The organism is Sulfitobacter sp. BSw21498, assembly GCF_006064855.1.
In the GTDB taxonomy this organism is placed as follows: domain Bacteria; phylum Pseudomonadota; class Alphaproteobacteria; order Rhodobacterales; family Rhodobacteraceae; genus Sulfitobacter.
Window position 1 is genome coordinate 12,500 of sequence record NZ_CP040753.1, and the last position, 24,959, is coordinate 37,458.

The 24,959-nt window shown below is 55.5% G+C and carries 30 protein-coding genes and 1 pseudogene; 20 read left to right on the forward strand and 11 right to left on the reverse strand.

The features are described from left to right. Window positions 1-6 precede the first annotated feature (6 nt). From rplF to E5180_RS00215, 20 genes are all read left to right on the forward strand, one after another. Entirely contained in the window at window positions 7-540 is a 534-nt protein-coding gene (gene rplF, locus E5180_RS00120; RefSeq protein ID WP_093731781.1) for a 50S ribosomal protein L6, read from the forward strand. Window positions 541-551: 11 nt separating this feature from the next. After that, entirely contained in the window at window positions 552-911 is a 360-nt protein-coding gene (gene rplR / locus E5180_RS00125; protein ID WP_138922616.1) for a 50S ribosomal protein L18, read from the forward strand. 109 nt (window positions 912-1,020) lie between these two features. Next, a complete protein-coding gene (gene rpsE / locus E5180_RS00130) occupies window positions 1,021-1,602 on the forward strand; it encodes a 30S ribosomal protein S5 (RefSeq protein WP_093731783.1) in 582 nt (193 codons plus the stop codon). Between the two features lie 2 nt (window positions 1,603-1,604). Further along, window positions 1,605-1,793, forward strand: coding sequence for a 50S ribosomal protein L30 (gene rpmD, locus E5180_RS00135; protein WP_005849797.1), 189 nt, complete (start codon window positions 1,605-1,607; stop codon window positions 1,791-1,793). Window positions 1,794-2,038: 245 nt separating this feature from the next. Next, the gene (gene rplO / locus E5180_RS00140; protein WP_138922617.1) at window positions 2,039-2,521 is read left to right on the forward strand and encodes a 50S ribosomal protein L15; all 483 of its coding nucleotides are present in this window, start codon (window positions 2,039-2,041) and stop codon (window positions 2,519-2,521) included. Window positions 2,522-2,641: 120 nt separating this feature from the next. Beyond that, window positions 2,642-4,006: a preprotein translocase subunit SecY gene (gene secY / locus E5180_RS00145; protein ID WP_138922618.1), complete on the forward strand. Its 1,365-nt coding sequence runs from the start codon at window positions 2,642-2,644 to the stop codon at window positions 4,004-4,006. After that, window positions 4,003-4,650: an adenylate kinase gene (locus E5180_RS00150; RefSeq protein WP_138922619.1), complete on the forward strand. Its 648-nt coding sequence runs from the start codon at window positions 4,003-4,005 to the stop codon at window positions 4,648-4,650. Before secY ends, E5180_RS00150 begins: the two co-directional genes overlap by 4 nt. A 311-nt stretch (window positions 4,651-4,961) precedes the next feature. Then, on the forward strand, window positions 4,962-5,330 hold the full coding sequence (rpsM, locus tag E5180_RS00155; RefSeq protein ID WP_138922620.1) for a 30S ribosomal protein S13: 369 nt from the start codon (window positions 4,962-4,964) through the stop codon (window positions 5,328-5,330). 15 nt (window positions 5,331-5,345) lie between these two features. Next, window positions 5,346-5,735: a 30S ribosomal protein S11 gene (rpsK, locus tag E5180_RS00160; RefSeq protein ID WP_008226467.1), complete on the forward strand. Its 390-nt coding sequence runs from the start codon at window positions 5,346-5,348 to the stop codon at window positions 5,733-5,735. 116 nt (window positions 5,736-5,851) lie between these two features. Then, on the forward strand, window positions 5,852-6,868 hold the full coding sequence (locus E5180_RS00165) for a DNA-directed RNA polymerase subunit alpha (protein ID WP_093731788.1): 1,017 nt from the start codon (window positions 5,852-5,854) through the stop codon (window positions 6,866-6,868). Window positions 6,869-7,000: 132 nt separating this feature from the next. Then, the gene (gene rplQ / locus E5180_RS00170; RefSeq protein WP_005849785.1) at window positions 7,001-7,420 is read left to right on the forward strand and encodes a 50S ribosomal protein L17; all 420 of its coding nucleotides are present in this window, start codon (window positions 7,001-7,003) and stop codon (window positions 7,418-7,420) included. Between the two features lie 138 nt (window positions 7,421-7,558). Further along, window positions 7,559-8,929, forward strand: a complete 1,371-nt coding sequence (locus tag E5180_RS00175; protein WP_138922621.1) for a trypsin-like peptidase domain-containing protein — start codon at window positions 7,559-7,561, stop codon at window positions 8,927-8,929. 4 nt (window positions 8,930-8,933) lie between these two features. Further along, window positions 8,934-10,241 carry a replication-associated recombination protein A gene (locus tag E5180_RS00180; RefSeq protein WP_138922622.1) on the forward strand — a complete coding sequence of 436 codons (1,308 nt, stop codon included), beginning with the start codon at window positions 8,934-8,936 and terminating at the stop codon, window positions 10,239-10,241. A gap of 31 nt (window positions 10,242-10,272) precedes the next feature. Then, window positions 10,273-10,653, forward strand: a complete 381-nt coding sequence (gene crcB / locus E5180_RS00185) for a fluoride efflux transporter CrcB (protein WP_093731791.1) — start codon at window positions 10,273-10,275, stop codon at window positions 10,651-10,653. Further along, window positions 10,650-11,699 carry an RluA family pseudouridine synthase gene (locus E5180_RS00190; protein ID WP_138922623.1) on the forward strand — a complete coding sequence of 350 codons (1,050 nt, stop codon included), beginning with the start codon at window positions 10,650-10,652 and terminating at the stop codon, window positions 11,697-11,699. Before crcB ends, E5180_RS00190 begins: the two co-directional genes overlap by 4 nt. Then, window positions 11,696-12,409: an ATP12 family chaperone protein gene (locus E5180_RS00195; protein WP_138922624.1), complete on the forward strand. Its 714-nt coding sequence runs from the start codon at window positions 11,696-11,698 to the stop codon at window positions 12,407-12,409. The genes E5180_RS00190 and E5180_RS00195 overlap by 4 nt, the downstream gene beginning before the upstream one ends. Window positions 12,410-12,594: 185 nt before the next feature. Beyond that, window positions 12,595-13,611: an amino acid ABC transporter substrate-binding protein gene (locus tag E5180_RS00200; protein ID WP_138922625.1), complete on the forward strand. Its 1,017-nt coding sequence runs from the start codon at window positions 12,595-12,597 to the stop codon at window positions 13,609-13,611. 124 nt (window positions 13,612-13,735) lie between these two features. Next, complete coding sequence (locus tag E5180_RS00205) at window positions 13,736-14,950, forward strand: amino acid ABC transporter permease (RefSeq protein ID WP_138922626.1); 1,215 nt, start codon at window positions 13,736-13,738, stop codon at window positions 14,948-14,950. A 1-nt stretch (window position 14,951) separates the two neighbouring features. Then, window positions 14,952-16,247 carry an amino acid ABC transporter permease gene (locus tag E5180_RS00210; protein WP_138922627.1) on the forward strand — a complete coding sequence of 432 codons (1,296 nt, stop codon included), beginning with the start codon at window positions 14,952-14,954 and terminating at the stop codon, window positions 16,245-16,247. Between the two features lie 15 nt (window positions 16,248-16,262). Next, the gene (locus tag E5180_RS00215) at window positions 16,263-17,033 is read left to right on the forward strand and encodes an amino acid ABC transporter ATP-binding protein (protein ID WP_093731797.1); all 771 of its coding nucleotides are present in this window, start codon (window positions 16,263-16,265) and stop codon (window positions 17,031-17,033) included. A 36-nt stretch (window positions 17,034-17,069) separates the two neighbouring features. Here the strand turns inward: E5180_RS00215 and E5180_RS15850 are convergent, their stop codons facing one another. From E5180_RS15850 to rpmH, 11 genes and pseudogenes are all read right to left on the reverse strand, one after another. Beyond that, complete coding sequence (locus E5180_RS15850; protein ID WP_254700585.1) at window positions 17,070-17,303, reverse strand: hypothetical protein; 234 nt, start codon at window positions 17,301-17,303, stop codon at window positions 17,070-17,072. A gap of 36 nt (window positions 17,304-17,339) precedes the next feature. Continuing rightward, window positions 17,340-17,567 (reverse strand): annotated as a pseudogene (locus E5180_RS15855) (SixA phosphatase family protein); the annotation flags it as partial. A gap of 94 nt (window positions 17,568-17,661) precedes the next feature. Next, a complete protein-coding gene (argB, locus tag E5180_RS00225; RefSeq protein ID WP_171048877.1) occupies window positions 17,662-18,525 on the reverse strand; it encodes an acetylglutamate kinase in 864 nt (287 codons plus the stop codon). A gap of 29 nt (window positions 18,526-18,554) precedes the next feature. Further along, on the reverse strand, window positions 18,555-19,205 hold the full coding sequence (yihA, locus tag E5180_RS00230) for a ribosome biogenesis GTP-binding protein YihA/YsxC (RefSeq protein WP_138922630.1): 651 nt from the start codon (window positions 19,203-19,205) through the stop codon (window positions 18,555-18,557). Window positions 19,206-19,208: 3 nt separating this feature from the next. Next, on the reverse strand, window positions 19,209-19,949 hold the full coding sequence (locus tag E5180_RS00235) for an MOSC domain-containing protein (protein WP_138922631.1): 741 nt from the start codon (window positions 19,947-19,949) through the stop codon (window positions 19,209-19,211). Beyond that, a complete protein-coding gene (gene yidC, locus E5180_RS00240; RefSeq protein ID WP_138922632.1) occupies window positions 19,949-21,757 on the reverse strand; it encodes a membrane protein insertase YidC in 1,809 nt (602 codons plus the stop codon). The genes E5180_RS00235 and yidC overlap by 1 nt, the downstream gene beginning before the upstream one ends. A 114-nt stretch (window positions 21,758-21,871) precedes the next feature. Further along, window positions 21,872-22,696, reverse strand: coding sequence for an EAL domain-containing protein (locus E5180_RS00245; protein WP_441351453.1), 825 nt, complete (start codon window positions 22,694-22,696; stop codon window positions 21,872-21,874). Between the two features lie 345 nt (window positions 22,697-23,041). Next, a complete protein-coding gene (ttcA, locus tag E5180_RS00250; RefSeq protein ID WP_138922634.1) occupies window positions 23,042-23,869 on the reverse strand; it encodes a tRNA 2-thiocytidine(32) synthetase TtcA in 828 nt (275 codons plus the stop codon). A gap of 112 nt (window positions 23,870-23,981) precedes the next feature. Then, window positions 23,982-24,203, reverse strand: a complete 222-nt coding sequence (gene yidD / locus E5180_RS00255; RefSeq protein ID WP_138922635.1) for a membrane protein insertion efficiency factor YidD — start codon at window positions 24,201-24,203, stop codon at window positions 23,982-23,984. Then, entirely contained in the window at window positions 24,200-24,610 is a 411-nt protein-coding gene (gene rnpA / locus E5180_RS00260; protein ID WP_138922636.1) for a ribonuclease P protein component, read from the reverse strand. The genes yidD and rnpA overlap by 4 nt, the downstream gene beginning before the upstream one ends. 46 nt (window positions 24,611-24,656) lie before the next feature. After that, window positions 24,657-24,791, reverse strand: a complete 135-nt coding sequence (gene rpmH, locus E5180_RS00265) for a 50S ribosomal protein L34 (protein WP_093731806.1) — start codon at window positions 24,789-24,791, stop codon at window positions 24,657-24,659. Window positions 24,792-24,959: the final 168 nt, after the last annotated feature.

Genomic DNA, 24,959 nt, shown 5'->3' on the forward strand with positions numbered 1-24,959 from the left:
AACAAAATGTCTCGTATTGGTAAAAAACCGGTCGACCTGCCAAGCGGTGTTTCAGCATCCGTGAGCGGGCAGACCATCGAAGTCAAAGGCCCAAAGGGAACCCGTTCCTTCAAGGCGACTGACGACGTTACATTGACTGTCGAAGACAACGTGGTCACCATCACACCACGCGGCAAATCCAAGCGCGCGCGCCAGCAGTGGGGCATGAGCCGCACAATGGTCGAAAACCTTGTTACCGGTGTTACCGCCGGCTTCAAGAAAGAGCTTGAGATCCAGGGTGTTGGTTATCGTGCTGCCATGAATGGCAACACGCTGCGCCTGAACCTGGGCCTGTCGCATGATGTTGACTACGTGGCACCTGAAGGTGTGACAGTCACAGCCCCGAAACAGACCGAGATTGTGGTAGAAGGCATTGACGAACAGCTTGTTGGTCAAGTCGCTGCGAACATTCGCGCTTGGCGCAAGCCCGAGCCCTACAAGGGCAAAGGCATCCGCTATAAGGGTGAGTTCGTCTTCCGCAAAGAAGGCAAGAAGAAGTAAGGATAGCTCAGATGGCAAACAGCAAAAGACAACTGTTTCTGAAACGCCGCCTGCGCGTTCGGAACAAACTTCGCCGGGTCAACGCGGGGCGTCTTCGTCTCTCCGTTCACCGCTCGAACAAGAACATCAGCGCCCAGCTGATCGACGACGTAAACGGGGTCACACTGGCCTCCGCGTCCTCGATGGAAAAAGACCTGGGTGTTGTTGGCAAAAACAACATCGACGCAGCGACCAAGGTTGGTTCGGCAATCGCCGAGCGTGCTCAAAAGGCCGGTGTGAAGGAAGCATATTTTGACCGTGGTGGTTTCCTGTTCCACGGCAAAATCAAAGCTTTGGCCGATGCAGCCCGCGAAGCCGGTCTGAAAATCTAAGCCAACGTAGGCGGCACGGTTCACGTGCCGCCTCGATGATCCGGGGGCTTGGCCCACTTGGATTGACATTATGACGCGCGCAAGCGCAGCACCAAAAGGATGATGCCGCATGGCAAGAGATGACAACCGGGGTGGCAACCGCCGCAACCAACGCGACGAGACACCCGAATTCGCCGACCGCCTAGTGGCGATCAACCGCGTTTCCAAAACCGTTAAGGGTGGTAAGCGCTTTGGCTTCGCTGCACTTGTCGTTGTTGGCGACCAAAAGGGCCGTGTAGGCTTCGGCAAAGGTAAAGCGAAAGAGGTTCCAGAAGCCATTCGCAAAGCCACCGAGCAAGCCAAGCGCCAAATGATTCGCGTTCAACTGCGCGAAGGCCGTACATTGCACCACGACATGGAAGGCCGTCACGGCGCCGGTCGCGTTGTAATGCGGACAGCACCAGAAGGTACCGGGATCATCGCCGGTGGTCCAATGCGTGCCGTATTCGAAATGTTGGGCATCAAGGACGTTGTGTCCAAGTCCATCGGGACGCAGAACCCTTACAACATGATCCGTGCCACCATGGACGGTCTGAAAAAAGAATCCTCGCCACGTGCTGTTGCTCAGCGTCGCGGCAAGAAAGTTGCAGACATTCTGCCCAAGCGTGAGGACAATGTTGAATCGTCCGCACAAGTGGCTGAGGAGGCATAAGCATGGCTAAGACAATCGTAATCAAGCAGGTTGGTTCGCCAATCCGCCGCCCCGCCGACCAGCGCGCTACGTTGATTGGTTTGGGCCTTAACAAAATGCACCGTGTACGTGAACTGGAAGACACACCTTCCGTTCGCGGCATGATCCGCAAGATCTCTCACATGGTAGAGATCATCGAAGAAAAAGGCTGAACGCTTTCACCTGAAAGTGAAGGGTTCCGATGAAGCCCTTTTGCCAATCTATAACGCCTCGCAGGACACTGCGGGGCGTTTTTCGTTAAGCCGGGTTGTGCCGGTAAGGGCAGGGGGCTTGAATGCCCCGTCTCTCCCGTTTATACGCCGCCCAGTGGCCACCAATCCGCCACGAGAATCATATGAAACGCCGCGTTTGGCCACTCCCGTCGCTGGGGGCCACATCCGGCAAAAGGAGAAGCGACATGAAACTTCATGAACTGTCTGATAACGAAGGTGCCAACAAGAAACGCAAGCGCGTTGGCCGTGGTCCTGGTTCCGGCACCGGTAAAATGGGTGGCCGTGGTATCAAAGGTCAAAAATCCCGTTCGGGTGTAGCGATCAAAGGTTTCGAAGGCGGTCAAATGCCTTTGTACCAACGTCTTCCTAAGCGTGGCTTTACCAAACCGAACCGGAAGTCCTATGCGGTTGTGAACCTGGGCCTGATCCAGAAATTCATCGACGCGAAAAAGATCGACGCTTCTGCTGCGATCACCGAAGATGCACTGATCTCTTCGGGTCTGGTACGTCGCAAACTAGACGGCATCCGTGTTCTGGCCAAAGGCGACTTCAACGCCAAGGTTGATCTTCAGGTATACGGCGCGTCCAAATCCGCGGTTGAAGCGGTCGAAAAAGCGGGCGGCAAACTGACCGTCACAGCACCTTCCGCGGCAAACGCAGACGCGTAACCCGACCTTTTGCCTTGTGAGCGGGACGCGTCCCGCTTACATAGTCAATCGAGTTTTCCCAAATGCCGCCCGCCGGAAAACGGCCTGGGCGGCGTTTTTGCAAAGAAAGAGCCCTATATCATGGTATCAGCCGTCGAAAGCATGGCCGCCAACACCAGTTGGTCCGCGTTGGGCAAGGCGACAGACCTGCGCAACCGGATTCTATTCACTCTGGGGTTGTTGATCGTTTATCGCCTTGGCACGTTCATTCCGGTTCCCGGGATCGACGGCACTGCCCTGCGCCAATTTATGGAAAGCGCGGGTCAAGGGATCGGCGGCATGGTGTCCATGTTCACCGGCGGCGCTCTTGGCCGTATGGGTATCTTCGCTTTGGGTATCATGCCCTATATCTCCGCATCGATCATCGTTCAGTTGATGACTTCGATGGTCCCCGCGCTTGAGCAGCTTAAAAAAGAGGGCGAGCAGGGGCGTAAGAAGATCAACCAATACACACGCTTCGGCACCGTCGCACTGGCGACACTGCAGGCCTATGGCCTTGCGGTATCGCTAGAAGCTGGTGATATCGCCGCCGATCCGGGCATGTATTTCCGCATTGCGTGCATGATTACGCTGGTCGGCGGGACCATGTTCCTGATGTGGCTGGGCGAGCAGATCACCGCACGCGGCATCGGCAACGGTATCTCATTGATTATCTTCGTCGGCATCATCGCCGAGGTGCCAGCCGCAATCGCTCAGTTCTTTTCGTCTGGCCGGTCCGGTGCGATCAGCCCGGCGGTGATCGTCGGTGTTCTTGTCATGGTGATCGTGACGATCATGTTCGTCGTCTTCATGGAGCGCGCCTTGCGTAAAATCCACATCCAATATCCGCGCCGTCAGGTCGGCCAGAAGATGTACGATGGCGGATCTTCGCATCTTCCGGTCAAGGTGAACCCGGCGGGCGTTATCCCGGCGATTTTCGCAAGCTCGCTTCTGTTGCTTCCGATCACGATCAGCACGTTCTCTGGGAATTCCACCGGCCCGGTAATGTCGGTCCTCTTGGCAAATTTCGGACCAGGGCAACCTCTATACCTGTTATTCTTCGTCTTGATGATTGTCTTTTTTGCTTATTTTTATACCTTCAATGTCAGCTTTAAACCTGATGATGTCGCGGATAACCTGAAAAACCAGAACGGCTTCGTTCCCGGTATCCGCCCCGGCAAGAAAACAGCCGAATATCTTGAATATGTGGTTAACCGCGTCTTGGTACTTGGGTCTGCATATCTGGTTGCGGTGATGCTGCTGCCCGAAATTCTGCGGGGTCAGTTCGCAATCCCGTTCTATTTCGGCGGTACATCGGTGCTGATCGTTGTGTCGGTCACCATGGATACCATCCAACAAGTGCAAAGCCATTTGCTGGCACATCAGTATGAAGGTCTGCTTGAACGTTCCCAACTGCGTGGTAAGTCTGGCAAACCACGGAAAAAACGGAGCCCGTTACGTCGATGAACATTATTCTCTTAGGACCACCCGGAGCGGGTAAAGGTACACAAGCGCGTCACTTGGTAGAGACACGTAACATGGTTCAGCTCTCCACCGGCGACATGCTGCGCGAAGCCAAAGACAGCGGGACCGAGATGGGCAATATGGTTGCCGATGTCATGGCCCGCGGCGATTTGGTCACCGACGAGATTGTGATCGGCCTCATCCGCGAAAAACTCGAAGACACGACCGACCACGGTGGTTTCATCTTTGACGGGTTCCCGCGGACATTGGCGCAGGCCACAGCGCTTGGTGAGCTGCTGGAAGCGACAGGCAAGCCATTGGACCACGTGATCCAGCTGGGCGTCGACGACGAAGCGCTGGTCGCACGGATCTCCGGGCGCTCCACCTGTGGCAACTGTGGTGAAGTCTATCACGACGTCACCAAGCCACAGCCAGTCGACGGCAAATGCGAGAAATGCGGCGCATCCGACTTCAAACGCCGTGCAGACGATAACGAGGAAAGCCTCCGGAACCGTTTGATGGAATACTACAAGAAAACCTCTCCGCTGTTGGGGTACTATTACGCGCATAATATGCTCACGCGCGTTGATGGTCTGGCCGATATCAAAGAGGTTCAGGACAGCATCACGAAGGTTTTGGACGCATAATCCAAGCATCAAGCAATGGTAGGCAACGGCGCGTTTTCCGACGCGCCGTTTTGCCGTTTCTTAGGGCAGGGCAGGCGGGCATTCGATCGCTATGCCAATCCATACGCTCTGCCGTCGCTATGGGTTGACGCGCCGGTTAATTCCCCATAACCAGCCGTATCTCGTATGAGAATCGAATTGCAACGGGCACCGATCATACCCTGCGCATGAACACCTGATCAGCTGGAGCCCGACGGCACAAACGCCTCGGGCTTCACGTTGTGAAAAAAGGGTCTGGTATGACGGACCCGCAACGAAAAGGAAGCACCCACGTGGCACGTATTGCCGGCGTAAACATCCCGACTGCAAAGCGGGTTCCAATCGCCCTGACATATATCACCGGTATCGGTAACTCCTCCGCAGCTGCAATCTGCGAAGCTGTTGGCATCGATTCCACCCGTCGTATCAACGAACTTTCGGATGCCGAAATCCTGAAGATCCGCGAATTCATCGACGAAAACCACACCGTTGAAGGTGACCTGCGTCGTGATACGCAGATGAACATCAAGCGTCTGATGGACCTTGGCTGCTACCGTGGTTTGCGCCACCGTCGCAACCTCCCGGTTCGTGGTCAGCGTACTCACACCAACGCTCGTACGCGCAAAGGCCCTGCAAAGGCCATTGCTGGTAAGAAGAAGTAAGGGAGGGTCTGATCAATGGCACGCGAAAAGACAAAGACGAAGCGTAAGGTTTCCAAGAACATCGCCGCAGGTGTGGCGCATGTGAACTCCAGCTTTAACAACACAAAAATCCTGATCTCCGACGTTCAGGGTAACGCAATTGCATGGTCCTCCGCTGGCACCATGGGCTTCAAAGGGTCGCGTAAATCGACACCTTATGCGGCTCAGATGGCTGCTGAAGATGTAGGCAAAAAAGCTCAAGATCACGGCGTAAAAACGCTGGAAGTCGAAGTGCAAGGCCCCGGTTCGGGCCGTGAAAGCGCCCTGCGCGCTCTGGCTGCTGCCGGGTTCAACATCACATCCATCCGTGACGTGACCCCAATGGCACACAACGGCTGCCGCCCTCCGAAACGCCGCCGCGTTTAAGAGTTTAAGTTACAAAAGGGGCCGCGCGTTCGCGCTCGGCCTCTTACTGCTTTGTTGAAACCTCGGGAGTTCTTCGCCATTTGGACATGGGGCGCAGGACAGGAATGGAGGGACGTATGATCCACAAAAATTGGGCTGAATTGATTAAGCCACAGCAGTTGGACGTGAAGCCGGGCAATGACCCCGCACGTCAAGCGACTGTCATTGCCGAGCCGCTCGAGCGTGGCTTTGGTTTGACAATGGGCAACGCGCTGCGTCGCGTTTTGATGTCGTCGCTGCAAGGCGCTGCCATTACTTCCGTACAAATTGATAATGTTTTGCACGAATTTTCGAGCGTTACTGGCGTTCGTGAAGATGTCACCGACATCGTTCTGAACCTCAAAGGCGTTTCCCTGCGCATGGAAGTCGAAGGGCCCAAGCGCCTGTCGATCTCTGCTAAAGGCCCAGGTGTTGTCACTGCCGGTGACATCTCTGAGAGCGCCGGTATCGAAATTCTGAACCGCGATCACGTCATCTGCCACTTGGATGACAATGCTGACGTTTACATGGAACTGACGGTTAACACCGGCAAGGGCTATGTTGCGGCAGATAAGAACAAGCCAGAGGATGCGCCTATCGGCCTGATCCCGATCGACGCGATCTATTCGCCGGTCAAAAAAGTGTCTTATGACGTGCAACCGACCCGCGAAGGTCAGGTGCTTGATTATGACAAACTGACGATGAAGGTCGAAACCGACGGCTCCATCTCGCCTGACGATGCCGTGGCATTTGCCGCGCGTATCCTGCAGGACCAGCTGGGCATTTTCGTCAACTTCGACGAGCCCGAATCCGCATCGCGTCAAGACGACGACGACGGTCTGGAATTCAACCCGCTGCTGCTGAAGAAAGTAGATGAGCTGGAATTGTCTGTCCGTTCGGCAAACTGCTTGAAGAACGACAACATCGTCTACATCGGCGATTTGATCCAGAAGACCGAAGCAGAAATGCTGCGCACACCGAACTTTGGCCGCAAATCCTTGAACGAAATCAAGGAAGTGTTGTCGGGCATGGGTCTGCACCTTGGCATGGACGTCGAGGACTGGCCGCCGGACAACATCGAAGACCTCGCGAAGAAGTTCGAGGATTCGTTCTAAGAGATTTGACGGGTGGGGTTGGTCCCGCCCGTCAATACGACTGGGCACCTGCCCCAAGGAGAGTTGGCGCTACGCACGCCAACCAGACAAAGTAAAACCGCCCGTAGAGGGCATCAAATTGGAGACTAGAAAATGCGTCACGCACGTGGTTACCGCCGTCTGAATCGTACACATGAACACCGCAAAGCGTTGTTCTCGAACATGGCGGGCTCGCTCATCGAGCATGAGCAAATCAAAACAACATTGCCTAAAGCAAAAGAATTGAAGCCAATCATCGAAAAGATGATCACATTGGCAAAGCGCGGCGACCTGCACGCGCGTCGTCAGGCTGCAAGCAAGCTGAAGCAAGACCAGTATGTCGCCAAACTGTTCGACATCCTGGGCCCACGCTACAAAGACCGTCAGGGTGGCTATGTCCGCGTCCTGAAGGCCGGCTTCCGTTATGGCGACATGGCACCTATGGCCATCATCGAGTTCGTAGATCGCGACCGCGACGCGAAGGGTGCAAACGATAAGGCACGCGTAGCGGCCTATGAGGTTGCGGAAGACTAAAGCCATCAGCTTTTGTCGCGAATTTTAGAAGCCCCTGCCTGCGCAGGGGCTTTTTGCTTTTATGCCTGCGGCGAGGATTTAGACCCATTTGGAACATGGGTGTTGCGCAAGCGCGAAGGGCTGCGCATATCTGAGGGTATGAGAATACTCCTGATCCTGTTGACCGTGTTGTCCTTTCCCGTCGCCGCGCAGACTGTGCCAAGTTCCCCCGCGCAGATACAGTTGAGCTTTGCGCCGCTGGTGCACGAAGCGGCCCCGGCTGTGGTGAACATCTATGCACGTACCATCGTAGAACAAAGCCGAACGCCGCTGCAGGCGGATCCGTTTTTTGAACGGTTTTTCCGCCGACCTGATTCGGGGAGACCGCGTGTCCAGAACTCTCTTGGGTCCGGTGTGATCTTGTCTGAGGACGGGGTTGTCGTGTCGAACTATCATGTCGTTGGTATGGCCACCGACATCCGTATCGTACTGGCCGACCGACGCGAGTTCTCGGCCCGTGTGTTGCTGAGTGATGCTGAAAGCGATTTGGCGATCCTGAAGATTGATGACGTGGCCGGGCTTGCCCATCTGCCGTTGCGCGACAGTGACACGGTAGAGGTAGGGGAGCTTACGCTTGCAATCGGGAACCCTTTCGGGGTCGGGCAAACCGTAAGTAGTGGCATTGTGTCTGGCCTTGCGCGATCGGGCGGGATGAACGGCGGCGGGCAGGGGTATTTCATCCAGACCGATGCGCCGATCAATCCGGGCAATTCGGGCGGTGCTTTGATAGATGTGCAGGGGCGGTTGATCGGGATCAATACGTCTATTCTGACCCGGTCGGGCGGGTCCAACGGGATCGGCTTTGCTATTCCGGCGAATCTGATCGCGGCGTTCATGACGCAGGCGCGCGAAGGGGCGGCTGAATTTACCCGTCCGTGGGCGGGGATGAGCGGGCAGCCAGTCGATGCGGATATGGCTGGCCCCTTGGGGTTGGATCGCCCCGGTGGCATCATCGTGTCGGGAATGCATCCGGCAAGCCCGTTTTTGCAGGCAGGTGTGGCTGTGGGCGATGTGATCACCGCCGTTGACAGTCAAGAAGTCCATACCCCCGCCGAGATGATCTATCGCATGAGCGTGGCGGGCATGGGCGCGCAGGCGAGCGTTACCCGACTTCGGGATGGCAAAACGGCTGAGGTCGCTGTGGCCTTGATCGCAGCACCAGATGAACCGCCGCGACAGACGCTGGCGCTGGATAAAAGTAGCCTTTTGCCGGGGTTAACGCTCGCGCGGATCAACCCTGCGGTGATGGCTGAATTGAACCTGCCGCTTGAGGTGACCGGTGTTGCAGTTATGGATAGCGGGCCCTATGGCGCGCGCGTCGGCTTGCGACAGGGTGACGTGATCCTCGCGGTAAATGGTGCAACGGTCGCAACGCCTGCGGACGTGAGCGACCAGATGGCAGGAAGCCGTCAGGTGTCGATGGTCGTACAGCGCGGCGTGCAGCGACTGTCGCTGCAGTTCCGAGTGTAGCACAATGGCGGATCTATTCGGCTCTGACGCGCCTGTTGTAGAAAGCGGGCACCGCCCACTGGCGGACAGGTTGCGGCCACGAAGCTTGGCCGAGGTGATCGGCCAGTCGCAGGTGTTGGGCCCGGACGCGCCGTTGACCGTGATGCTGGATTCGGGGTCGCTGGGATCGTTGATTTTCTGGGGGCCGCCTGGCGTCGGCAAGACGACGATCGCACGGTTGCTTGCGGATGAGACAGACCTGCATTTTGTCCAGATCAGCGCGATATTCAGCGGCGTGCCCGAGCTACGCAAAGTCTTTGATGCTGCGAAAATCCGGCGGCAAAACGGGCAGGGCACCTTGTTGTTCGTCGACGAGATCCATCGTTTCAATAAGGCGCAGCAAGACGGGTTTCTGCCTCATATGGAGGACGGGACGATCTTGCTCGTGGGGGCCACGACTGAGAATCCGTCCTTCGAGCTGAACGCCGCTGTACTGAGCAGGTCGCAGGTTCTGGTGCTTGAGCGTTTACCCCTGTCTGATCTGGAACGTATGGCCCAAAGGGCTGAGAAAGAGCTCGGGCGGACGCTGCCCCTGGACGGCCCTGCGCGGGAAAACCTGCTGGAGATGGCAGATGGCGACGGGCGTGCCTTGCTCAACCTGATTGAACAGGTCGTCGCGTGGAAGGTGGACGGAAAGCTTGACGGTAAGGCGCTGTCGGCGCGGCTGATGCGGCGGGCGGCGCAGTATGACAAAGGGGGCGATGCGCATTATAACCTCATCTCTGCGCTGCATAAATCCGTTCGGGGTTCCGATCCGGATGCCGCGCTTTATTGGCTGGCGCGTATGCTGGAAGGTGGCGAAGACCCGCGGTATCTGATGCGTCGCATCACGCGCATGGCCGTCGAGGACATCGGGCTCGCTGATCCGCAAGCGCAGTCTGTATGTTTGCAGTCGTGGGAAACCTACGAGCGGCTTGGATCCCCCGAGGGGGAATTGGCGATCGCGCAGGCGCTGACCTATCTGGCGCTGGCCCCGAAATCGAACGCCGCTTATGTGGCCTATAAGGCGGCGCGGCGGGCAGCGAAGCAGACGGGGTCCTCTCCGCCGCCAAAACATATCATGAATGCGCCCACCAAGATGATGAAAGAGCAGGGCTATGGCGCGGGTTACGCCTATGACCATGACGCCGAGGACGGGTTCTCGGGGCAGAACTATTTTCCTGACGGGATGGAGCGGCCGCAGCTTTACCAACCTGTCGAACGCGGCTTTGAACGGGATCTGAAAAAACGGGTCGATTATTTCGAAAAGCTGCGGGCAACGCGGAAAACTTGACATTCGGGGCGTGAACCGTGAGAGACCGCAGATGATTTCAACCCTGTCACTTGTAGCCATGGGTGGCGCGATCGGCGCCTCCCTGCGGTATCTGTTCGGTGTCGCAGCGATGCGGCTGACCGGGCCGTCCGATTTTCCGCTGGCGGTCTTGACGGTCAACATCATCGGGTCGTTTATTATGGGCCTGTTTGTAGTGTTTGCTGCACACAAAGGGCTCACGCAGTTTAGCCCTTTTGTGATGACCGGTGTGCTTGGCGGCTTTACGACCTTTTCGTCGTTTTCGCTTGAGACGGTAACGTTGATCGAGCGCGGCCAGATCGGGGCGGCAGGGATATATATGGCACTGTCCGTCGGGCTATCAGTGCTGGGATTAATGCTGGGCCTTATGATGGCCAGAGGGGTATTTGCATGAGCCGGGTTCAACATCTGGACGTAGAAGAAGGCGACGGGGATCAGCGGTTGGACCGCTGGTTCAAACGGACGTTTCCGCTGATTGGCCAAGGGCTGATTGAAAAGATGTGCCGCAAGGGCGATATTCGCGTTGATGGTGGGCGGGTCAAAGCCTCCTCCCGGCTAGAAGTGGGGCAAACCGTGCGCATCCCACCGCTGCCCGACGCAGAGGCACCACCGCCGCCCAAGCGGACACGTATTTCTGACGCGGACACCAAATTTATCCGGTCCTGCGTCATATATCGCGACGATCATATCATTGCCTTGAACAAGCCGCCCGGATTGCCCGTGCAAGGCGGGTCTGGCCAGTCAGACCGCCATGTTGACGCGCTCGCCGATGCGCTGATGTTCGAGCTTGATGAAAAGCCGCGCCTTGTGCACCGCTTGGACAAGGATACCTCGGGCGTCTTGATCATGGCGCGGACAAGGTCGATTGCTGCGTCCCTGACGTCATCGTTCCGTCACCGCGAGACCCGCAAAATCTACTGGGCCGCCGTCGCAGGCGTGCCGCATCCGAGGAACGGAACGATCAAATTCGGTTTGGTCAAAGCCTTTGGTCACGGGGCCCGGGGCGAGGGTGAAAAGATGTACTGCGTGCATCCGAAAGACATGGAAACCACCGAAGGTGCCAAACGTGCCACCACCGATTATGCGACCCTCGCGCAGGCTGGCAAACGGACCTGCTGGATGGCGCTGATCCCGGTAACGGGCCGGACGCACCAGCTGCGTGCGCATATGGCGGAAATTGGGCATCCCATTGTTGGGGATGGAAAATATGGCGGATCCGGTCAGGAAAACATGGGCGATGGCTGGGGCGCGCAACTGGGGGGCGACATCTCTAAGAAGCTGCACCTGCACGCACGGTCTTTGACGCTAGAGCATCCGGTAACGAAGGCCCGTTTGAACCTGACTGCGCCGTTGCCTGATCATATGGCGCGTACCTGGGACACCTTCCAGTGGGTGCCTTCTGATGTGCCCGCCGACCCGTTCGAGGAGGATTGGGGGTGAGCGACTGGAAGGTCAAACGCTTCTGGCAAGACGCTGCCGTCCTCGAAGCTGACGGTGGCTTTACCGTCGAATTGGACGGGCGCGGGATCAAGACACCGGCGAAGCGTTTGCTGGTGATCCCGACCCGTGCCATGGCAGAGAAGATCGCTGACGAATGGCAGGCGCAAGACGGGGTGATCAAACCTGATACCATGCCGGCGACGAAAACCGCCAATGCCGCGATCGATAAGGTCGCGGCCCAACACGCTGAAGTGGCGGATATGTTGGCGGCATATGGGGACTGTGACCTGCTGTGCTATCGTGCGGATAGTCCGGCCGAACTCGCGACGCGTCAGGCCGAACGATGGGACCCGATGCTAGGTTGGGCGCAGGATGTTTTAGGCGTGCGCTTGCAGACCCGAATAGGAATTATGCACGCGCCGCAGTCACCATCAGATGTGGCGAGCCTGTCTAAACGGACCCATTCGCTCGACAATTTCCAATTGGCGGCGTTTCATGATCTTGTCAGCCTTTCAGGATCGCTGATCTTGGGGTTTGCAGCAGCGCTTGACGCAAGGGAAGCGGAATCAATTTGGGACCTTTCGCGCCTGGACGAGCTTTGGCAGGCCGAACAATGGGGCAATGACGACGAAGCCGACGCGTTGGCCGCAGTGAAAAAGGCTAGTTTTCTACACGCCAAGTTGATGTTTGACCTGAGCTTGCCCGAATAGGTTTCACGGTGACCCCAATCCGAACGGTTGTGAGCGTTTTTTAGGCGCAGCGGCTTGACGTTCCGGCGTAACATCGCCCAAACTCTCTTCCACTGACGGGGATAACCCCGCCAAAATATCTCCGGACCGAAAAGGTGCCGGTTGAGCCGCCCTAAAACGTGGCGGAAAATCAGGAAGAGGTTAAAATGAATAAATCCGTATTTTTTGGTGCGCTAACAGTAGCCGGCCTTGCGGCTGGCGCTGCTGCTGCGTCAACGCTTGACGATGTCAAAGCGCGCGGCAAGCTGAACTGCGGCGTTACCACAGGTCTGGCGGGCTTTGCCGCTCCCAACGCCAATGGCGAGTGGGAAGGCTTTGACGTCGCAATTTGCCGCGCGGTTGCCGCCGCTGTACTGGGTGACCCGAACGCTGTCGAATTCGTCCCCACAACCGGTAAAACCCGTTTCACCGCGCTGGCCTCGGGCGAGATCGATTTCCTTGCGCGTAACACCACCTGGACCTTCAGCCGCGACGTCGACCTCAAGTTCGACTTCATCGGCGTTAACTACTATGACGGTCAAGGCTTCATGGTACCGAAAGAGCTTGGCGTTTCTTCCGCCAAGGATCTGGATGGCGCGACTGTCTGTATCCAGACCGGCACCACGACCGAGCTGAACCTCGCGGACTTCTTCCGCAACAACAACATCAGCTACGAGCCTGTACCTGTCGAGACAAACGCCGAAGGCCAGCAGCAATATCTGGCCGGTGCTTGCGATTCCTATACAACCGACGCGTCAGGTCTGGCCGCGACACGCGCGACCTTCGAGAACCCAGGCGAGCACATCATCCTCCCCGAGATCATCTCCAAAGAGCCTCTGGGCCCATTGGTGCGTCACGGTGACAACGATTGGGGCGACGTCACCCGTTGGGTACTGTATGCTCTGATCGCGGCGGAAGAACTGGGCGTCACATCGGCAAACGTCGAAGAGATGACCACAAACACCACCAACCCAGAGGTTGCTCGTCTTCTTGGCACCGAAGGTACGTTAGGTGAGATGCTGGGTCTTGAGGCTGACTTTGCGAAGAAAGCTATCGCTTCCCAGGGTAACTATGGTGAAATCTTTGCCAAGAACATCGGCGAAGAAACCCCAATCGGTCTGGCACGTGGCCTGAACGCTCAGTGGACAGATGGCGGCCTGATGTACGCGCCTCCTTTCCGCTAAACACATTCGTCAGAGGGCGCGGAGCATTTCCGCGCCCTCTGCGCCTCTAAGACGCCAAAAATAAACCCGGCCCGCGACATCGAATGATGCGTGAATAACAGGTCCGGCACACAGGGAAAATCTGATGACGACAATGTCCGACCCTCAACGGGGCTCGTTCCGGCTGTCGATGTTGCTAAACGACACCCGCTATAGATCCTATACTTTTCAGTTTATCGCGCTGATCTTGCTTATCGCGTTGATGGCTTTTCTGGGCATTAACCTGGTGCGAAATCTTGCTGAAGCTGGATTGAACATCTCTTACGGGTTTTTGAATGTACCTGCCGGGTATGACATCAACCAATCATTAATCGACTATAACAGCCAATCGTCGAACCTGCGTGCGGCGATGGTCGGTATCATCAACACCCTTCTTGTGGCGTTTCTGGCCTGCATAACCGCGACAATTCTCGGCGTGATCGCCGGTGTGGCGCGTTTGTCCAAGAACTGGCTCGTTTCAAAATTGATGTCGGTTTACGTTGAGATTTTCCGTAATATCCCGGTGCTGATCTGGATTCTGATGATCTACACTTTGATGACCGCCGTTTTGCCTGCGCCAAATCAATTCCGCGGCGATAACGCCACTTCAAGCATGCTGTTTGACGCCTTCGCCTTTACCAACCGCGGTATCTACATCCCCGCGCCCGTTTGGGGGCCTGGATCAATGATCGTCGTGGCGACCTTTGTCCTCTCGTTCATTGCTATGGTTATTTACCGCCGCTACGCCGTCAGCCTTCTATTCCGGACAGGCAAGCTATTGCCGACGGGCTGGCCAACAATCGCCATCCTACTCGTCCCAACTATCTTAATGTTCTTCGTGATGGGTAGCCCTATTGCGTTAGATTACCCCGAGCTTAAAGGGTTCAACTTTCGCGGCGGTTTGCAGATCGGCGCACCGCTGATCGCATTGTGGTTGGCTTTGTCGGTCTACACTGGTGCATTCATCGCCGAAAACGTGCGCGCCGGTATTCAGGCAATTTCTAAAGGTCAGACTGAGGCTGCGTCTTCACTCGGGCTACGTCCAAAGCGTGTCATGAACCTCGTGGTTTTGCCTCAGGCGCTTCGGGTAATTATCCCACCGCTGATCTCCCAGTACCTCAATATCACCAAAAATTCGTCCTTGGCGATCGCTGTTGGGTATGCCGATATCACTGCGACGTTGGGGGGGATCACCCTTAACCAGACGGGTCGCGCGATCGAATGCGTGCTTTTGCTGATGCTCTTCTACCTCACGATTTCGCTGTCGATCTCGGCAATAATGAACGTTTACAACAATTCTGTCAGCTTGAAGGAACGGTAGGATGTCAGATACACACGCCGCCTCTGTCCCTTATGTGCGGGACACTATGTTGCCACAGAACGCGCCCCCTTCGACCGCACAGGGGCCTGTCAAATGGGTTCGAGAAAGTCTGTTTTCTTCGATTCCTTATACAATCCTGACGCTCGCAGCGCTTTATGTCATCTATCTGATCCTTTCCGGCTTCCTGCCCTGGTTGCTGGGGGGCGTTTGGACGACCTCCAATATCCGGGAATGTCGCGAAGTGTTGGATGGGGCGCAGGCAGGGTGCTTCTCCGTCCTGACTGAGCGCTGGAACCAACTGCTTTTCGGGATTGCCTATCCCCAAGACGGGTACTGGCGCCCGACGGCGGCCTTTGTGCTGTTGTTTGTCGCCGTGGCACCGGTGCTGTTTGGCAATTTGCCGCGCGGGCTTATCCTCTTTACCGTTCTATATCCTTTCATCGCATTCTGGCTGATATGGGGCGGATCCCTTTTCGTGCCGCTGTCAGCGCTGTTGGCGGTTCTTATCGGGTATGTGATCTACAGCAGAATCGTTAAGAAAAGCTTTGCTGGCGCATTTTTTGCCGGTCTTCTTGCGGGCGGCGTGGCGTGGGTGGTCTTCAGCTTCATCACGCCACAACTCTCGGGGGTGCTGGCACTCGAACCGGTCGCCTCGCGGAACATGGGGGGCTTTATGCTCAACATGATACTGGGCGTGATTTGTGTATCCCTTTCATTGCCTTTGGGAATCCTGCTGGCGCTTGGACGTCAATCGAGCCTTCCTATTATCAAGCTGATCTGCGTTGTTTTCATCGAGTTTATCCGTGGCGTGCCACTGATCACGCTCCTCTTTGTTGCTAACGTGGTCTTGGCCTACTTCCTGCCACCGGGCACAAACTTTGACTTGATCCTTCGTGTTATCATCATGATCACGATGTTCGCGTCGGCCTATATTGCCGAGGTGATCCGGGGCGGGTTGGCAGCGTTGCCACGGGGACAATACGAAGCCGCGGATAGCCTGGGGCTCGACTATGCTCAGGCGATGCGCCTGATCATCTTGCCGCAAGCACTGAAAATCTCGATCCCGGGTATCGTGAACGTGGCCGTCGGACTGTTCAAGGATACCACGCTGGTCTCGATCATTTCGATGTTCGATCTCGTGGGGATGATCCGCGGTCCTATCCTAGCCTCTACGGATTGGAACGGCGTTTATTGGGAACTTTGGGGATTTGCTGCCCTTCTGTTCTTCGTCGTTTGCTACGGCATCTCGCAATATTCACAATGGCTGGAACGTCAACTCCAGACCGACCACCATTAAGGAAAGACTTTAATCATGGCTGAACAAGCACAAGCGCTGAATGTCTCGAACGAGGTCGCGATCAGCATCGAAAACATGAATAAATGGTATGGTACGTTTCACGTACTGCGGGATATCGACCTGACCGTTTATCGTGGGGAACGCATTGTTATCGCTGGGCCGTCGGGGTCGGGGAAATCAACGTTGATCCGATGCATCAACGCATTGGAAGAACACCAAAAAGGCCGAATTGAAGTGGATGGCACCGTGCTGTCTTCTGATGTCAAGAATATCGATAAAATCCGGTCCGAAGTGGGGATGTGCTTCCAGCACTTTAACCTGTTTCCCCATCTGACAATTCTCGAAAACTGTACATTGGCACCCATTTGGGTCCGAAAGACCCCAAAAAAGGAAGCCGAGGAAATCGCAATGCATTTCCTCGAAAAGGTTAAAATTCCTGATCAGGCAGACAAATACCCCGGTCAGCTGTCCGGCGGCCAACAGCAGCGGGTCGCCATTGCACGTAGCTTGTGCATGCGTCCCCGCATCATGCTATTTGATGAGCCGACGTCTGCCCTGGATCCTGAGATGATTAAGGAAGTGCTCGATACGATGGTCGAACTTGCCGAAGAAGGTATGACCATGCTGTGCGTGACGCACGAAATGGGTTTCGCGCGACAGGTCGCCAATCGGGTCATCTTTATGGATGAGGGCCAAATCGTTGAGCAGAATGAACCTGAAGAGTTCTTTAACAACCCTCAAAGCCCGAGGACCAAGCTGTTTCTTAGCCAGATTCTAGGGCACTAAGCTAGAAGGGCGGGATTTCCCCCGCCCATTCTGTATTTACCGTGCAAGTATACGGGGCGTGATGTGCGCCTCTATCTCGCCGCTATGCCAATGCACATCCTTCCAATCGCCCACGTCGAACGTTAACACCAGCGTAGCACCAGGAGGAGTGGCACCCGAATGTTGCGCTGTAAGGCCCTCACGGGGCAGCAGGTTCGCCATCTCGGCCACGCCGGGGTTGTGCGCGACCAGCAACACTGTGGTTCCCTTAGCGCCCTGTATGGACGCCATCAAACGTTCCGTATGTGCGAGATAAAGGCGGTCTGTGAGGATTCGCTTAACATCAGTCGGGATGTCCAAAAGAGAGAGCGTTTCCGACGTACGCCGAGATGCTGAGCAAAGCGCAAGATCTGGCCTGTAGCCCTCTGCAACGAGCCACTGGCCAACTGCTACGGCGTCTTGTCGCCCTTTATCATCCAAAGGGCGATCAAAATCAGTGGATACCCCTGCCGGCCAGCCAGCTTTAGCGTGGCGCATTAAAATAAGCCGTCGCATCAACGTTTCCTTAATTTATCGGTCGCATAAACAAGGGGGCAGAGTGTCTACAGCAGGGGAGACAGCGATATGTAACACACTGATAAATGGTCCGCTATTGACCGCGGATAATACTCCCAGCACCATGTTCGGTGAACAGCTCAAGCAAGCAGGCGTTCGGGGCTCGCCCGTCCAGAATGACGGCTGCCCGTACGCCACCGTCGATTGCGTCAAGCGCGGTTTGTGTCTTGGGAATCATGCCGCCAGCAATAGTGCCGTCTGAAACCATCTGACGGATTTGCGTCGCAGTGAGCTCTGTCAGTACGTCCCCGTCGGCATTTTTCACGCCTGCAACGTCTGTGAGAAGAAGCAACCGATCTGCTTTTAGCGCAGCGGCGATAGCGCCAGCAGCGGTATCGCCGTTAATGTTAAACGTTTCGCCATTCCGGCCCATACCAAGGGGGGCAATCACTGGAATAATACCTTTATCCGCCAGATCGCGCAGCAAGCGTGGGTTCACTTCAGTCGGTGCTCCGACCAAACCAAGCTCGGGGTCTTCTTGGTCACAAATGATAAGCCCGCTATCCTTACCCGATACACCCACACAGCGCCCGCCTTGCGCTGTAATTGCCTGAACGATACGGGCGTTGACCAATCCCGACAAAACCATTTCGACGACTTCCATCGTCGCTGCGTCGGTGACGCGTTTACCGTTGATAAACTCGGATGTGATATTCAGCCGACCCAGCATATCATTGATCATGGGCCCACCACCATGAATGATAACAGGGTTCACGCCGACCTGGCGCATAAGGGCGACATCACGCGCGAACTCTTCCATGGCGTCATCGCTGCCCATGGCGTGGCCGCCAAGCTTGATGACAACAGTGGCGTCAGCGTAACGTTGCAAATAAGGGAGCGCTTGGCTCAGGGTGCGCGCGGTGGCGATCCAATCGCGGTTCATTTCTCGTTTTCTCATTCTCTGCCTCGGTAAACGCGGAGATACCGTTACTCCAACGTAGCGATAATGGCACGGAGCGTAGGAATGCCCCAGCCCTTTTCAGACGAGGTTACTACGATTTCAGGGTAAGCCGCTGGATGTTTGGCAAGCGCGCCGCGCACCTGCTCTAGAATTTTTTCTCGTTCGACTTCTTTAACTTTGTCCGCTTTCGTCAGCACGCATTGAAATGTTACGGCCGAGCTATCCAGCAATGACATGATTTCGTCATCAACCTTTTTAACGCCGTGGCGTGCATCAATCAGCACGAAGGCACGTCGCAAAGTCTGGCGACCGGATAAATACTGCTTTAGCAATCGCTGCCATTTCTCAACAATGGGCAGAGGCGCATTTGCATAGCCATAACCAGGTAGGTCGACGAGGTAATGCTCCTCGGCAGCTGTAAAAAAGTTGATTTCTTGTGTGCGACCGGGGGTATTCGATGCGCGTGCCAAAGCTTTCATACCGGTTAACGCATTTATAAGTGTAGATTTCCCGACGTTAGAGCGGCCTGCAAAACAAACCTCCATTCGGTCAGCAGGTGGTAGACCGTCCATGGCGACAACGCCCTTTACGAACAAGGTTTCGCCTGCGAACAGCATGCGCCCTTTTTCGAGCGCGTGCGCATCAGGCTCTTCGGCGATGCTGAACTGAACTTGCATATGTTAAAGTACCTTTACCTGGTCACCGATAAATACGGGACCCGTTTCAATAACCTCGGCATATACGCCGAAATCCTGGTGACCCCAAGTCTTCAATATGCGTAACATTTCAATATCGCGTTCCCCAGTCTGTGGATTCGCGGTTGTAGCCCGACATCTTTCCGTGCGTTCGCGGATACGTAGTACCACGCTGCCGATCGCGACCTCTTTACCGACCCAATCTAGTTCTTCCCACGGGGTTCCCGTGTCAAACCAGACGTTGCCGCGCCAGCGATGGGGCGAAACCGGTGTTCCTACCGTATCCGACACAGCGCGCAAGGACGCGTAATTACATAGGCTTACGGACGGGTAGGGGGTGTCGGTAAACCCGCGCCCATCCAACCTGAAAATTGCACTTGGTTGTGCTCTGTTTTCGGGGACAAGCGGCGCAACCCATTCCAGAAATCTGCTGGTTTCATGATCGGGATGGAAGGTAAGTGAGGGGCGGTCTGGGTGGTGCAACGTAAGCAGTTCGCTCGCGCTGTCAAAGACCGCTGTTATTGCCATCAGTGCTGGCGCTTTGGACCCGGTGCTGAAATTGACGCAATGCGCCCACTCGGTTCCGTCGGTGTGTGCGGCGTCGTGCGCGACGGCCCAGGTCCGGTCCCATGGCATAGACTGCCCCGCGGTGAGGGTCGTGTGGCCCAGCTCTTCGCGACCATGGCTCTTGAGCGGGTAGCGATAAAGCCGGGCAACCGCCGTCATTATTTCGGGTCGCCTTTACGTCCGACCTTCATGCTACCTTTAATATTGCCAAGAATATCAGGCTTATATCCTTGGCTTCGCATGATCAGATATTGTTGCGTAAAGGTGATCGTGTTGTTTGCTATCCAGTAAACAACAAGACCGGACGCAAACCCGCCGAGCATGAACATAAACACCCAAGGCATCCAGGCGAAGATCATCTGTTGAGTGGGATCGGTGGGGGCCGGGTTAAGTTTTTGCTGCAAGAACATTGAAATACCGAGCAACAGTGGAAGAATGCCGATAAAGACAAGTGCCAGAACTGTCCCAGCTTCGGGAGCGCCCCATGGCAAAAGGCCGTACAGGTTGTAGATCGATGTCGGGTCGGGTGCACTTAGATCTTGAAAGGGGCCGAAGAAGGGCGCGTGGCGCAGCTCTAGCGTCACAAAGATTACTTTGTAGAGAGAGAAGAAGATCGGGATCTGCATTAGGATCGGGAGACACCCTGCGGCGGGGTTTACCTTCTCCCTCTTATAAAGCTCCATCATGCCCTGCTGAAGCTTCTGGCGATCGTCACCGGCATCCTTTTTTAGTTTCTCCATCTGCGGCTGAAGTTCTTTCATCTTAGCCATCGACACATATGATTTATACGCCAGCGGGAAGAGCAGAGCCTTGATCAAAAGCGTCAACCCGATGATCGCGATGCCCATATTTCCGATCAACAAGTTGAGGTGGTGCAGAACCCAGAAGATCGGTTTTGTCAGGAAGAAAAACCAACCCCAGTCGATGGAGTCGATAAATTTATAAACACCCTGAGCTTCATAGGCGCGCAGGATCTCCCATTCTTTGGCACCGGCGAAAAGTTGCGTTGAAACAGTGGCAGATTGGCCGCTGCCAACAACTTGTGCAGGCATCACAGCTTCGGTCTGGAAAATTTCAGTTCGCGGCAGGTATTTAACCGTCAGACGTGTTGGCTGGGCCGGATCGGGAATGAGATTGGTCATGAAATAGTGACCTGTGAAGCCGATCCAACCATTGGTAACACCGTCAATGCGTTTGGAGGGCACGCCATTTACAACATCTAGATCGGGTATGTCGTCCCAAGCGGTTTCAATCAGTTCACCATTATTCATGGTGACTAGACCTTCATGCAGAATGAAGAAGTTCTGCGCGTCGCTAGGGATACCATGACGTGCGATGAGGCCGTAGGGTGCAAGCGAAACCGATTTTTCGGATGAGTTAGTAATGGTTTGGTCGATCTTGAACATATAGTTTTCATCGATCGAAATCGTGCGCGAAAAGACCTGGCCGGCTTTATTATCCCAAGTTAGCGTAACGGGGGCGTCGACCGACAGCGTTTCACCGTCGCTGTGAGACCAGAGGGTGTTCGGGCCAGGGACTTGCTCGGGTGAGATACCCGCGCCAGGAGCCCAACCATAGAGCGCGTAATAGGCGTCAGTGGAGCCTGCAGGAGATAGCAACCTGACGGTAGGCGCGTCTTCCTCAATCGTTGTGTTATAATCCTTTAGGTACAGATCATCCACCCGACCCCCAAGCAACGATATAGAGCCAGCGATACGGGCCGTCTCGACAGCAATACGCGGCGCTGTATCGAGGGCCTTTGTGGTAGACGCGCTGTCTTCGGCAGGTATGCTCGCCGACCCAGCGTTCGCTGGAACAACAGCCTCTGACGCGTTTGCATCACTGGTTTGCAGCGGAGGCTCGGAGAGGGTTTCGGTTTCCTGAGGCGGGAATAAAACGAACCACCCTAGGATGACTATGAAACTGAGAACCGTCGCAAAAATGAGATTCTTGTTTTGATCGTCCATTTGACCGTCACCTGATGCCTGTAATATCAGCGTGGGTTCAACAGAGTAAGGTACCAAAGGTCAAGTAAATTCGGCCCCTGCATCCAAGCGCTTCCCGTAAAGTGGATCTTATTGTCAGGCAATGTCACCGAAGGCCCGTGGCAGATAATCGAGTTTTTCAATGTGCGTATGCATCCAGCCGACGACCTGTTCGGGGGGCATAGGTTGCGCGATTCCGGGACCTTGAACGTTGTCGCAACCAAGTTGCGACAACAGTTCATGTTCTCCTGAGGTCTGCACACCGCAAGCAAGAGTTTCGGTGCCCAGATCTTGTGCCATTGCGAGGACAGTGGACAAAATGAGTCGACGGTTGGTGCTTAAGTTCGCTCCGTTCGTTAGCGATGGATCGATCGCTACGACGTTTATACCATATCTCTGAACGATCTCTACACAACGGGGGCCGCTGCCGAATCCATTTAATCCGGTTTGGCTGCCCAGCTCATGAAGCTTCCGAAGAAGCATGATCACCGGTGGCCCGGGTTGGCGCTGACAAAGATATGATGGGAGCGCGATGCGCAAAAAGCGGGGAGGGAGATTGAGCCGCTCAAGTTCCCATTCTACCTTCTGTAATAGTAGTGGATCATCCATCTGTGAAGGCGCGAGGTTGTAGATTATCTGAACTGAAGAACGACAGGTGCGCGACAGCTTCTTTGCTTCCAAAAGAATTGTGGAGAGGGATAAAAGTGGCTCGCTATCCGTCTCACTTGGTGCCCCCATCGACGTGCCATGTTGTTGATGAGGTATGATCGAATCGACACATGAAGCGCGTATTGCGCAAAAACCACTTACCTCACCCGAGTGCGTCGAAATTTGTGGTTGGAATAGCATTGGATCATGCTGGTGCCGGGCCGGACGTGAACGTGATATGCTATTGATCACAGGCGCTGCGACGGGCCTCACTGCATCTTGCCGCGAGGCATAGGTTGATTGAGCGACAGCGCGGGACCGTCCTAAGAATAGATATATTAGCGGGAGCAAGACCGCGCCAACAAAGGCGAACCCCTGCCACCCGAACCACAGGATTGCCAATGCAAAGGCAGTCCCGATTGTGAAGCCTGCGGGCGCGAAAACGTGCCTGCCTTTGTGCAGAAAAGATTTGGCGAACCCATTGTTATCGTCTTGTTTCAAAGCAGCCCCCGACTGACGGATTACCGGTGAAAGCAATAGGAGGCATGTCTAACGAAAAGGTTAATGTTCGCCTTTTGGTCTATACAATCTGTTTAAAATTCCGAAGAGTTTCAGGGTTTACTTGCCCCGTTCGAGTCCCGCAAAATCAAATAACTTCGGATCCAAAAGATGCGAGGGGCGCGTATTCATAAGTGCGCGAAACATCACCTGACGGCGCCCGGGGCTGTTTGCTTCCCAGCCGTCCAAAATCGCTTTTACCTGCTGGCGTTGTAAACCGTCTTGCGAGCCACATAGATCACACGGAATGATTGGATAATTCATGGCAGTAGAGAATTTTTCGCAATCGGCTTCGGCGACAAGAGCCAGCGGACGATATAGGAACAAGTCGCCTTCTTCGTTTAGGAGTTTTGGTGGCATGGTCGCCAAGCGCCCGCCGTGAAACAAATTCATGAAGAAGGTTTCTAGGATGTCATCACGGTGATGGCCAAGAACCACGGCGGTGCAGCCTTCCTCGCGTGCGATTCGATAAAGATGCCCTCGGCGGAGCCTGCTGCACAACGCGCAGAATGTGCGGCCTGCGGGGATCTTGTCCATAACGATGGAGTAGGTGTCTTGATATTCAATACGGTGCTTCACCCCCATATTCTCGAGGAACGCAGGCAGGACCGTAGCTGGAAAATTGGGCTGACCTTGGTCGAGGTTGCACGCGATAAGCTCTACTGGGAGGAGCCCACGCCATTGTAGCTCGTGTAGAATGGCCAAAAGTGTATAGCTGTCTTTCCCGCCAGACATGCAAACCAGCCATTTACCGCCGGGTTCGACCATCCCATATTGTTCAATTGCCTCGCGGGTTAGCCGCACGAGCCGTTTACGCAGTTTTCGGAACTCGGTGCCTTGCGGTGCACCATGGAAAAGCGGGTGAATATCTTCGGGATGATCAAGCATATAGGTGCCTTAGTGCAACTGTGTTGGCCGATCAAGCGTCGGTGCATTGCTATCGATACTACAACGCCGAGCAGGGCGAACTTTAGTGCTAGGCGATAGTACAGTGGCCAGCTCAGTCAGGTACGTTATCGATGCCACTGTCCCCCCATGGGTGACAGCGAGCGATGCGCCTTAGGGTAAGCCAGCCCCCTTTGGCGGCGCCGTGTCTCGAAAGGGCTTCTAGTGCGTAGGCGCTGCACGTGGGGTGGTATCGGCAGTTATGGCCGACCCACGGGCTGAAAACTAGGCGGTACCCCTTTATAGGCAGTGCCAATAGACGTGCCAATGGGGTCACTTTTGAGGTCCGGTGCGCTGCTTGCCATGCAGAATACCCAAAGCTTTGACGAAATCCGATTGCAGCTTATCGAAGGGAAGCGATGCAGTGGCACCGCCGCGGCCCACGAGCACATAATCCATACCGTCGCGCCCCTGATGCGGGAGCGTCAGACGGGCAAGCTCGCGCAGGCGCCTTTTAGCGCGATTGCGGGCGACGGCGTTTCCGACTTTCTTGGAGCACGTAAAGCCCACGCGTATGCCCTCTGCTTCGCCCTCTGCGCGTCTGCGCATCTGAAGGATAAAGCCGGGCATCGCTGCCCGAGGGGCGCGGGAAGCGCGCTGGAAGTCCGGTCTGTTTTTCAGCGTTTCCAAACGCAAAGAAACCGTCGGAAGCGTTTCCTCTGGTGTGGCGCTTCTGCCATCCATAGGTGCCTCCGACGGTGTCATATCTTTTAAAAACCGAAGTCGCGTATTACGCGCTCAGTTCCTTCCGGCCTTGTGCACGGCGCGAGTTGATGATCTTACGACCCGCTTTGGTTGCCATGCGTGCGCGGAAACCGTGGCGCCGTTTGCGCACAAGGTTTGAAGGTTGATAGGTGCGTTTCATCGCTCCGACTCCACTTTATACTTTAGCACGCCACCAGATTCGGCGCGTCACCGTCATTTCAAGCCCTGCTCCTAAAGCTGCAGCACAGGCAAGTCAAACCCTTGGAGCCGTTATTTCGACCTTTGCAACAAATTAAGCCAGCTTATCTGCCCAATGTTACAGTTTTCT

Excerpts from the sequence above, each read along its gene's own strand:
- rplF (WP_093731781.1), top strand. The coding sequence starts at position 7 with ATGTCTCGTATTGGTAAAAAACCGGTCGACCTGCCAAGCGGTGTTTCA.
- rplR (WP_138922616.1), top strand. The coding sequence starts at position 552 with ATGGCAAACAGCAAAAGACAACTGTTTCTGAAACGCCGCCTGCGCGTT.
- rpsE (WP_093731783.1), top strand. The coding sequence starts at position 1,021 with ATGGCAAGAGATGACAACCGGGGTGGCAACCGCCGCAACCAACGCGAC.
- rpmD (WP_005849797.1), top strand. The coding sequence starts at position 1,605 with ATGGCTAAGACAATCGTAATCAAGCAGGTTGGTTCGCCAATCCGCCGC.
- rplO (WP_138922617.1), top strand. The coding sequence starts at position 2,039 with ATGAAACTTCATGAACTGTCTGATAACGAAGGTGCCAACAAGAAACGC.
- secY (WP_138922618.1), top strand. The coding sequence starts at position 2,642 with ATGGTATCAGCCGTCGAAAGCATGGCCGCCAACACCAGTTGGTCCGCG.
- E5180_RS00150 (WP_138922619.1), top strand. The coding sequence starts at position 4,003 with ATGAACATTATTCTCTTAGGACCACCCGGAGCGGGTAAAGGTACACAA.
- rpsK (WP_008226467.1), top strand. The coding sequence starts at position 5,346 with ATGGCACGCGAAAAGACAAAGACGAAGCGTAAGGTTTCCAAGAACATC.
- E5180_RS00165 (WP_093731788.1), top strand. The coding sequence starts at position 5,852 with ATGATCCACAAAAATTGGGCTGAATTGATTAAGCCACAGCAGTTGGAC.
- rplQ (WP_005849785.1), top strand. The coding sequence starts at position 7,001 with ATGCGTCACGCACGTGGTTACCGCCGTCTGAATCGTACACATGAACAC.
- E5180_RS00175 (WP_138922621.1), top strand. The coding sequence starts at position 7,559 with ATGAGAATACTCCTGATCCTGTTGACCGTGTTGTCCTTTCCCGTCGCC.
- E5180_RS00180 (WP_138922622.1), top strand. The coding sequence starts at position 8,934 with ATGGCGGATCTATTCGGCTCTGACGCGCCTGTTGTAGAAAGCGGGCAC.
- crcB (WP_093731791.1), top strand. The coding sequence starts at position 10,273 with ATGATTTCAACCCTGTCACTTGTAGCCATGGGTGGCGCGATCGGCGCC.
- E5180_RS00190 (WP_138922623.1), top strand. The coding sequence starts at position 10,650 with ATGAGCCGGGTTCAACATCTGGACGTAGAAGAAGGCGACGGGGATCAG.
- E5180_RS00200 (WP_138922625.1), top strand. The coding sequence starts at position 12,595 with ATGAATAAATCCGTATTTTTTGGTGCGCTAACAGTAGCCGGCCTTGCG.
- E5180_RS00205 (WP_138922626.1), top strand. The coding sequence starts at position 13,736 with ATGACGACAATGTCCGACCCTCAACGGGGCTCGTTCCGGCTGTCGATG.
- E5180_RS00210 (WP_138922627.1), top strand. The coding sequence starts at position 14,952 with ATGTCAGATACACACGCCGCCTCTGTCCCTTATGTGCGGGACACTATG.
- E5180_RS00215 (WP_093731797.1), top strand. The coding sequence starts at position 16,263 with ATGGCTGAACAAGCACAAGCGCTGAATGTCTCGAACGAGGTCGCGATC.
- E5180_RS15850 (WP_254700585.1), bottom strand. The coding sequence starts at position 17,303 with ATGGCGTCCATACAGGGCGCTAAGGGAACCACAGTGTTGCTGGTCGCG.
- argB (WP_171048877.1), bottom strand. The coding sequence starts at position 18,525 with ATGAGAAAACGAGAAATGAACCGCGATTGGATCGCCACCGCGCGCACC.
- yihA (WP_138922630.1), bottom strand. The coding sequence starts at position 19,205 with ATGCAAGTTCAGTTCAGCATCGCCGAAGAGCCTGATGCGCACGCGCTC.
- E5180_RS00235 (WP_138922631.1), bottom strand. The coding sequence starts at position 19,949 with ATGACGGCGGTTGCCCGGCTTTATCGCTACCCGCTCAAGAGCCATGGT.
- yidC (WP_138922632.1), bottom strand. The coding sequence starts at position 21,757 with ATGGACGATCAAAACAAGAATCTCATTTTTGCGACGGTTCTCAGTTTC.
- ttcA (WP_138922634.1), bottom strand. The coding sequence starts at position 23,869 with ATGCTTGATCATCCCGAAGATATTCACCCGCTTTTCCATGGTGCACCG.
- rnpA (WP_138922636.1), bottom strand. The coding sequence starts at position 24,610 with ATGGATGGCAGAAGCGCCACACCAGAGGAAACGCTTCCGACGGTTTCT.
- rpmH (WP_093731806.1), bottom strand. The coding sequence starts at position 24,791 with ATGAAACGCACCTATCAACCTTCAAACCTTGTGCGCAAACGGCGCCAC.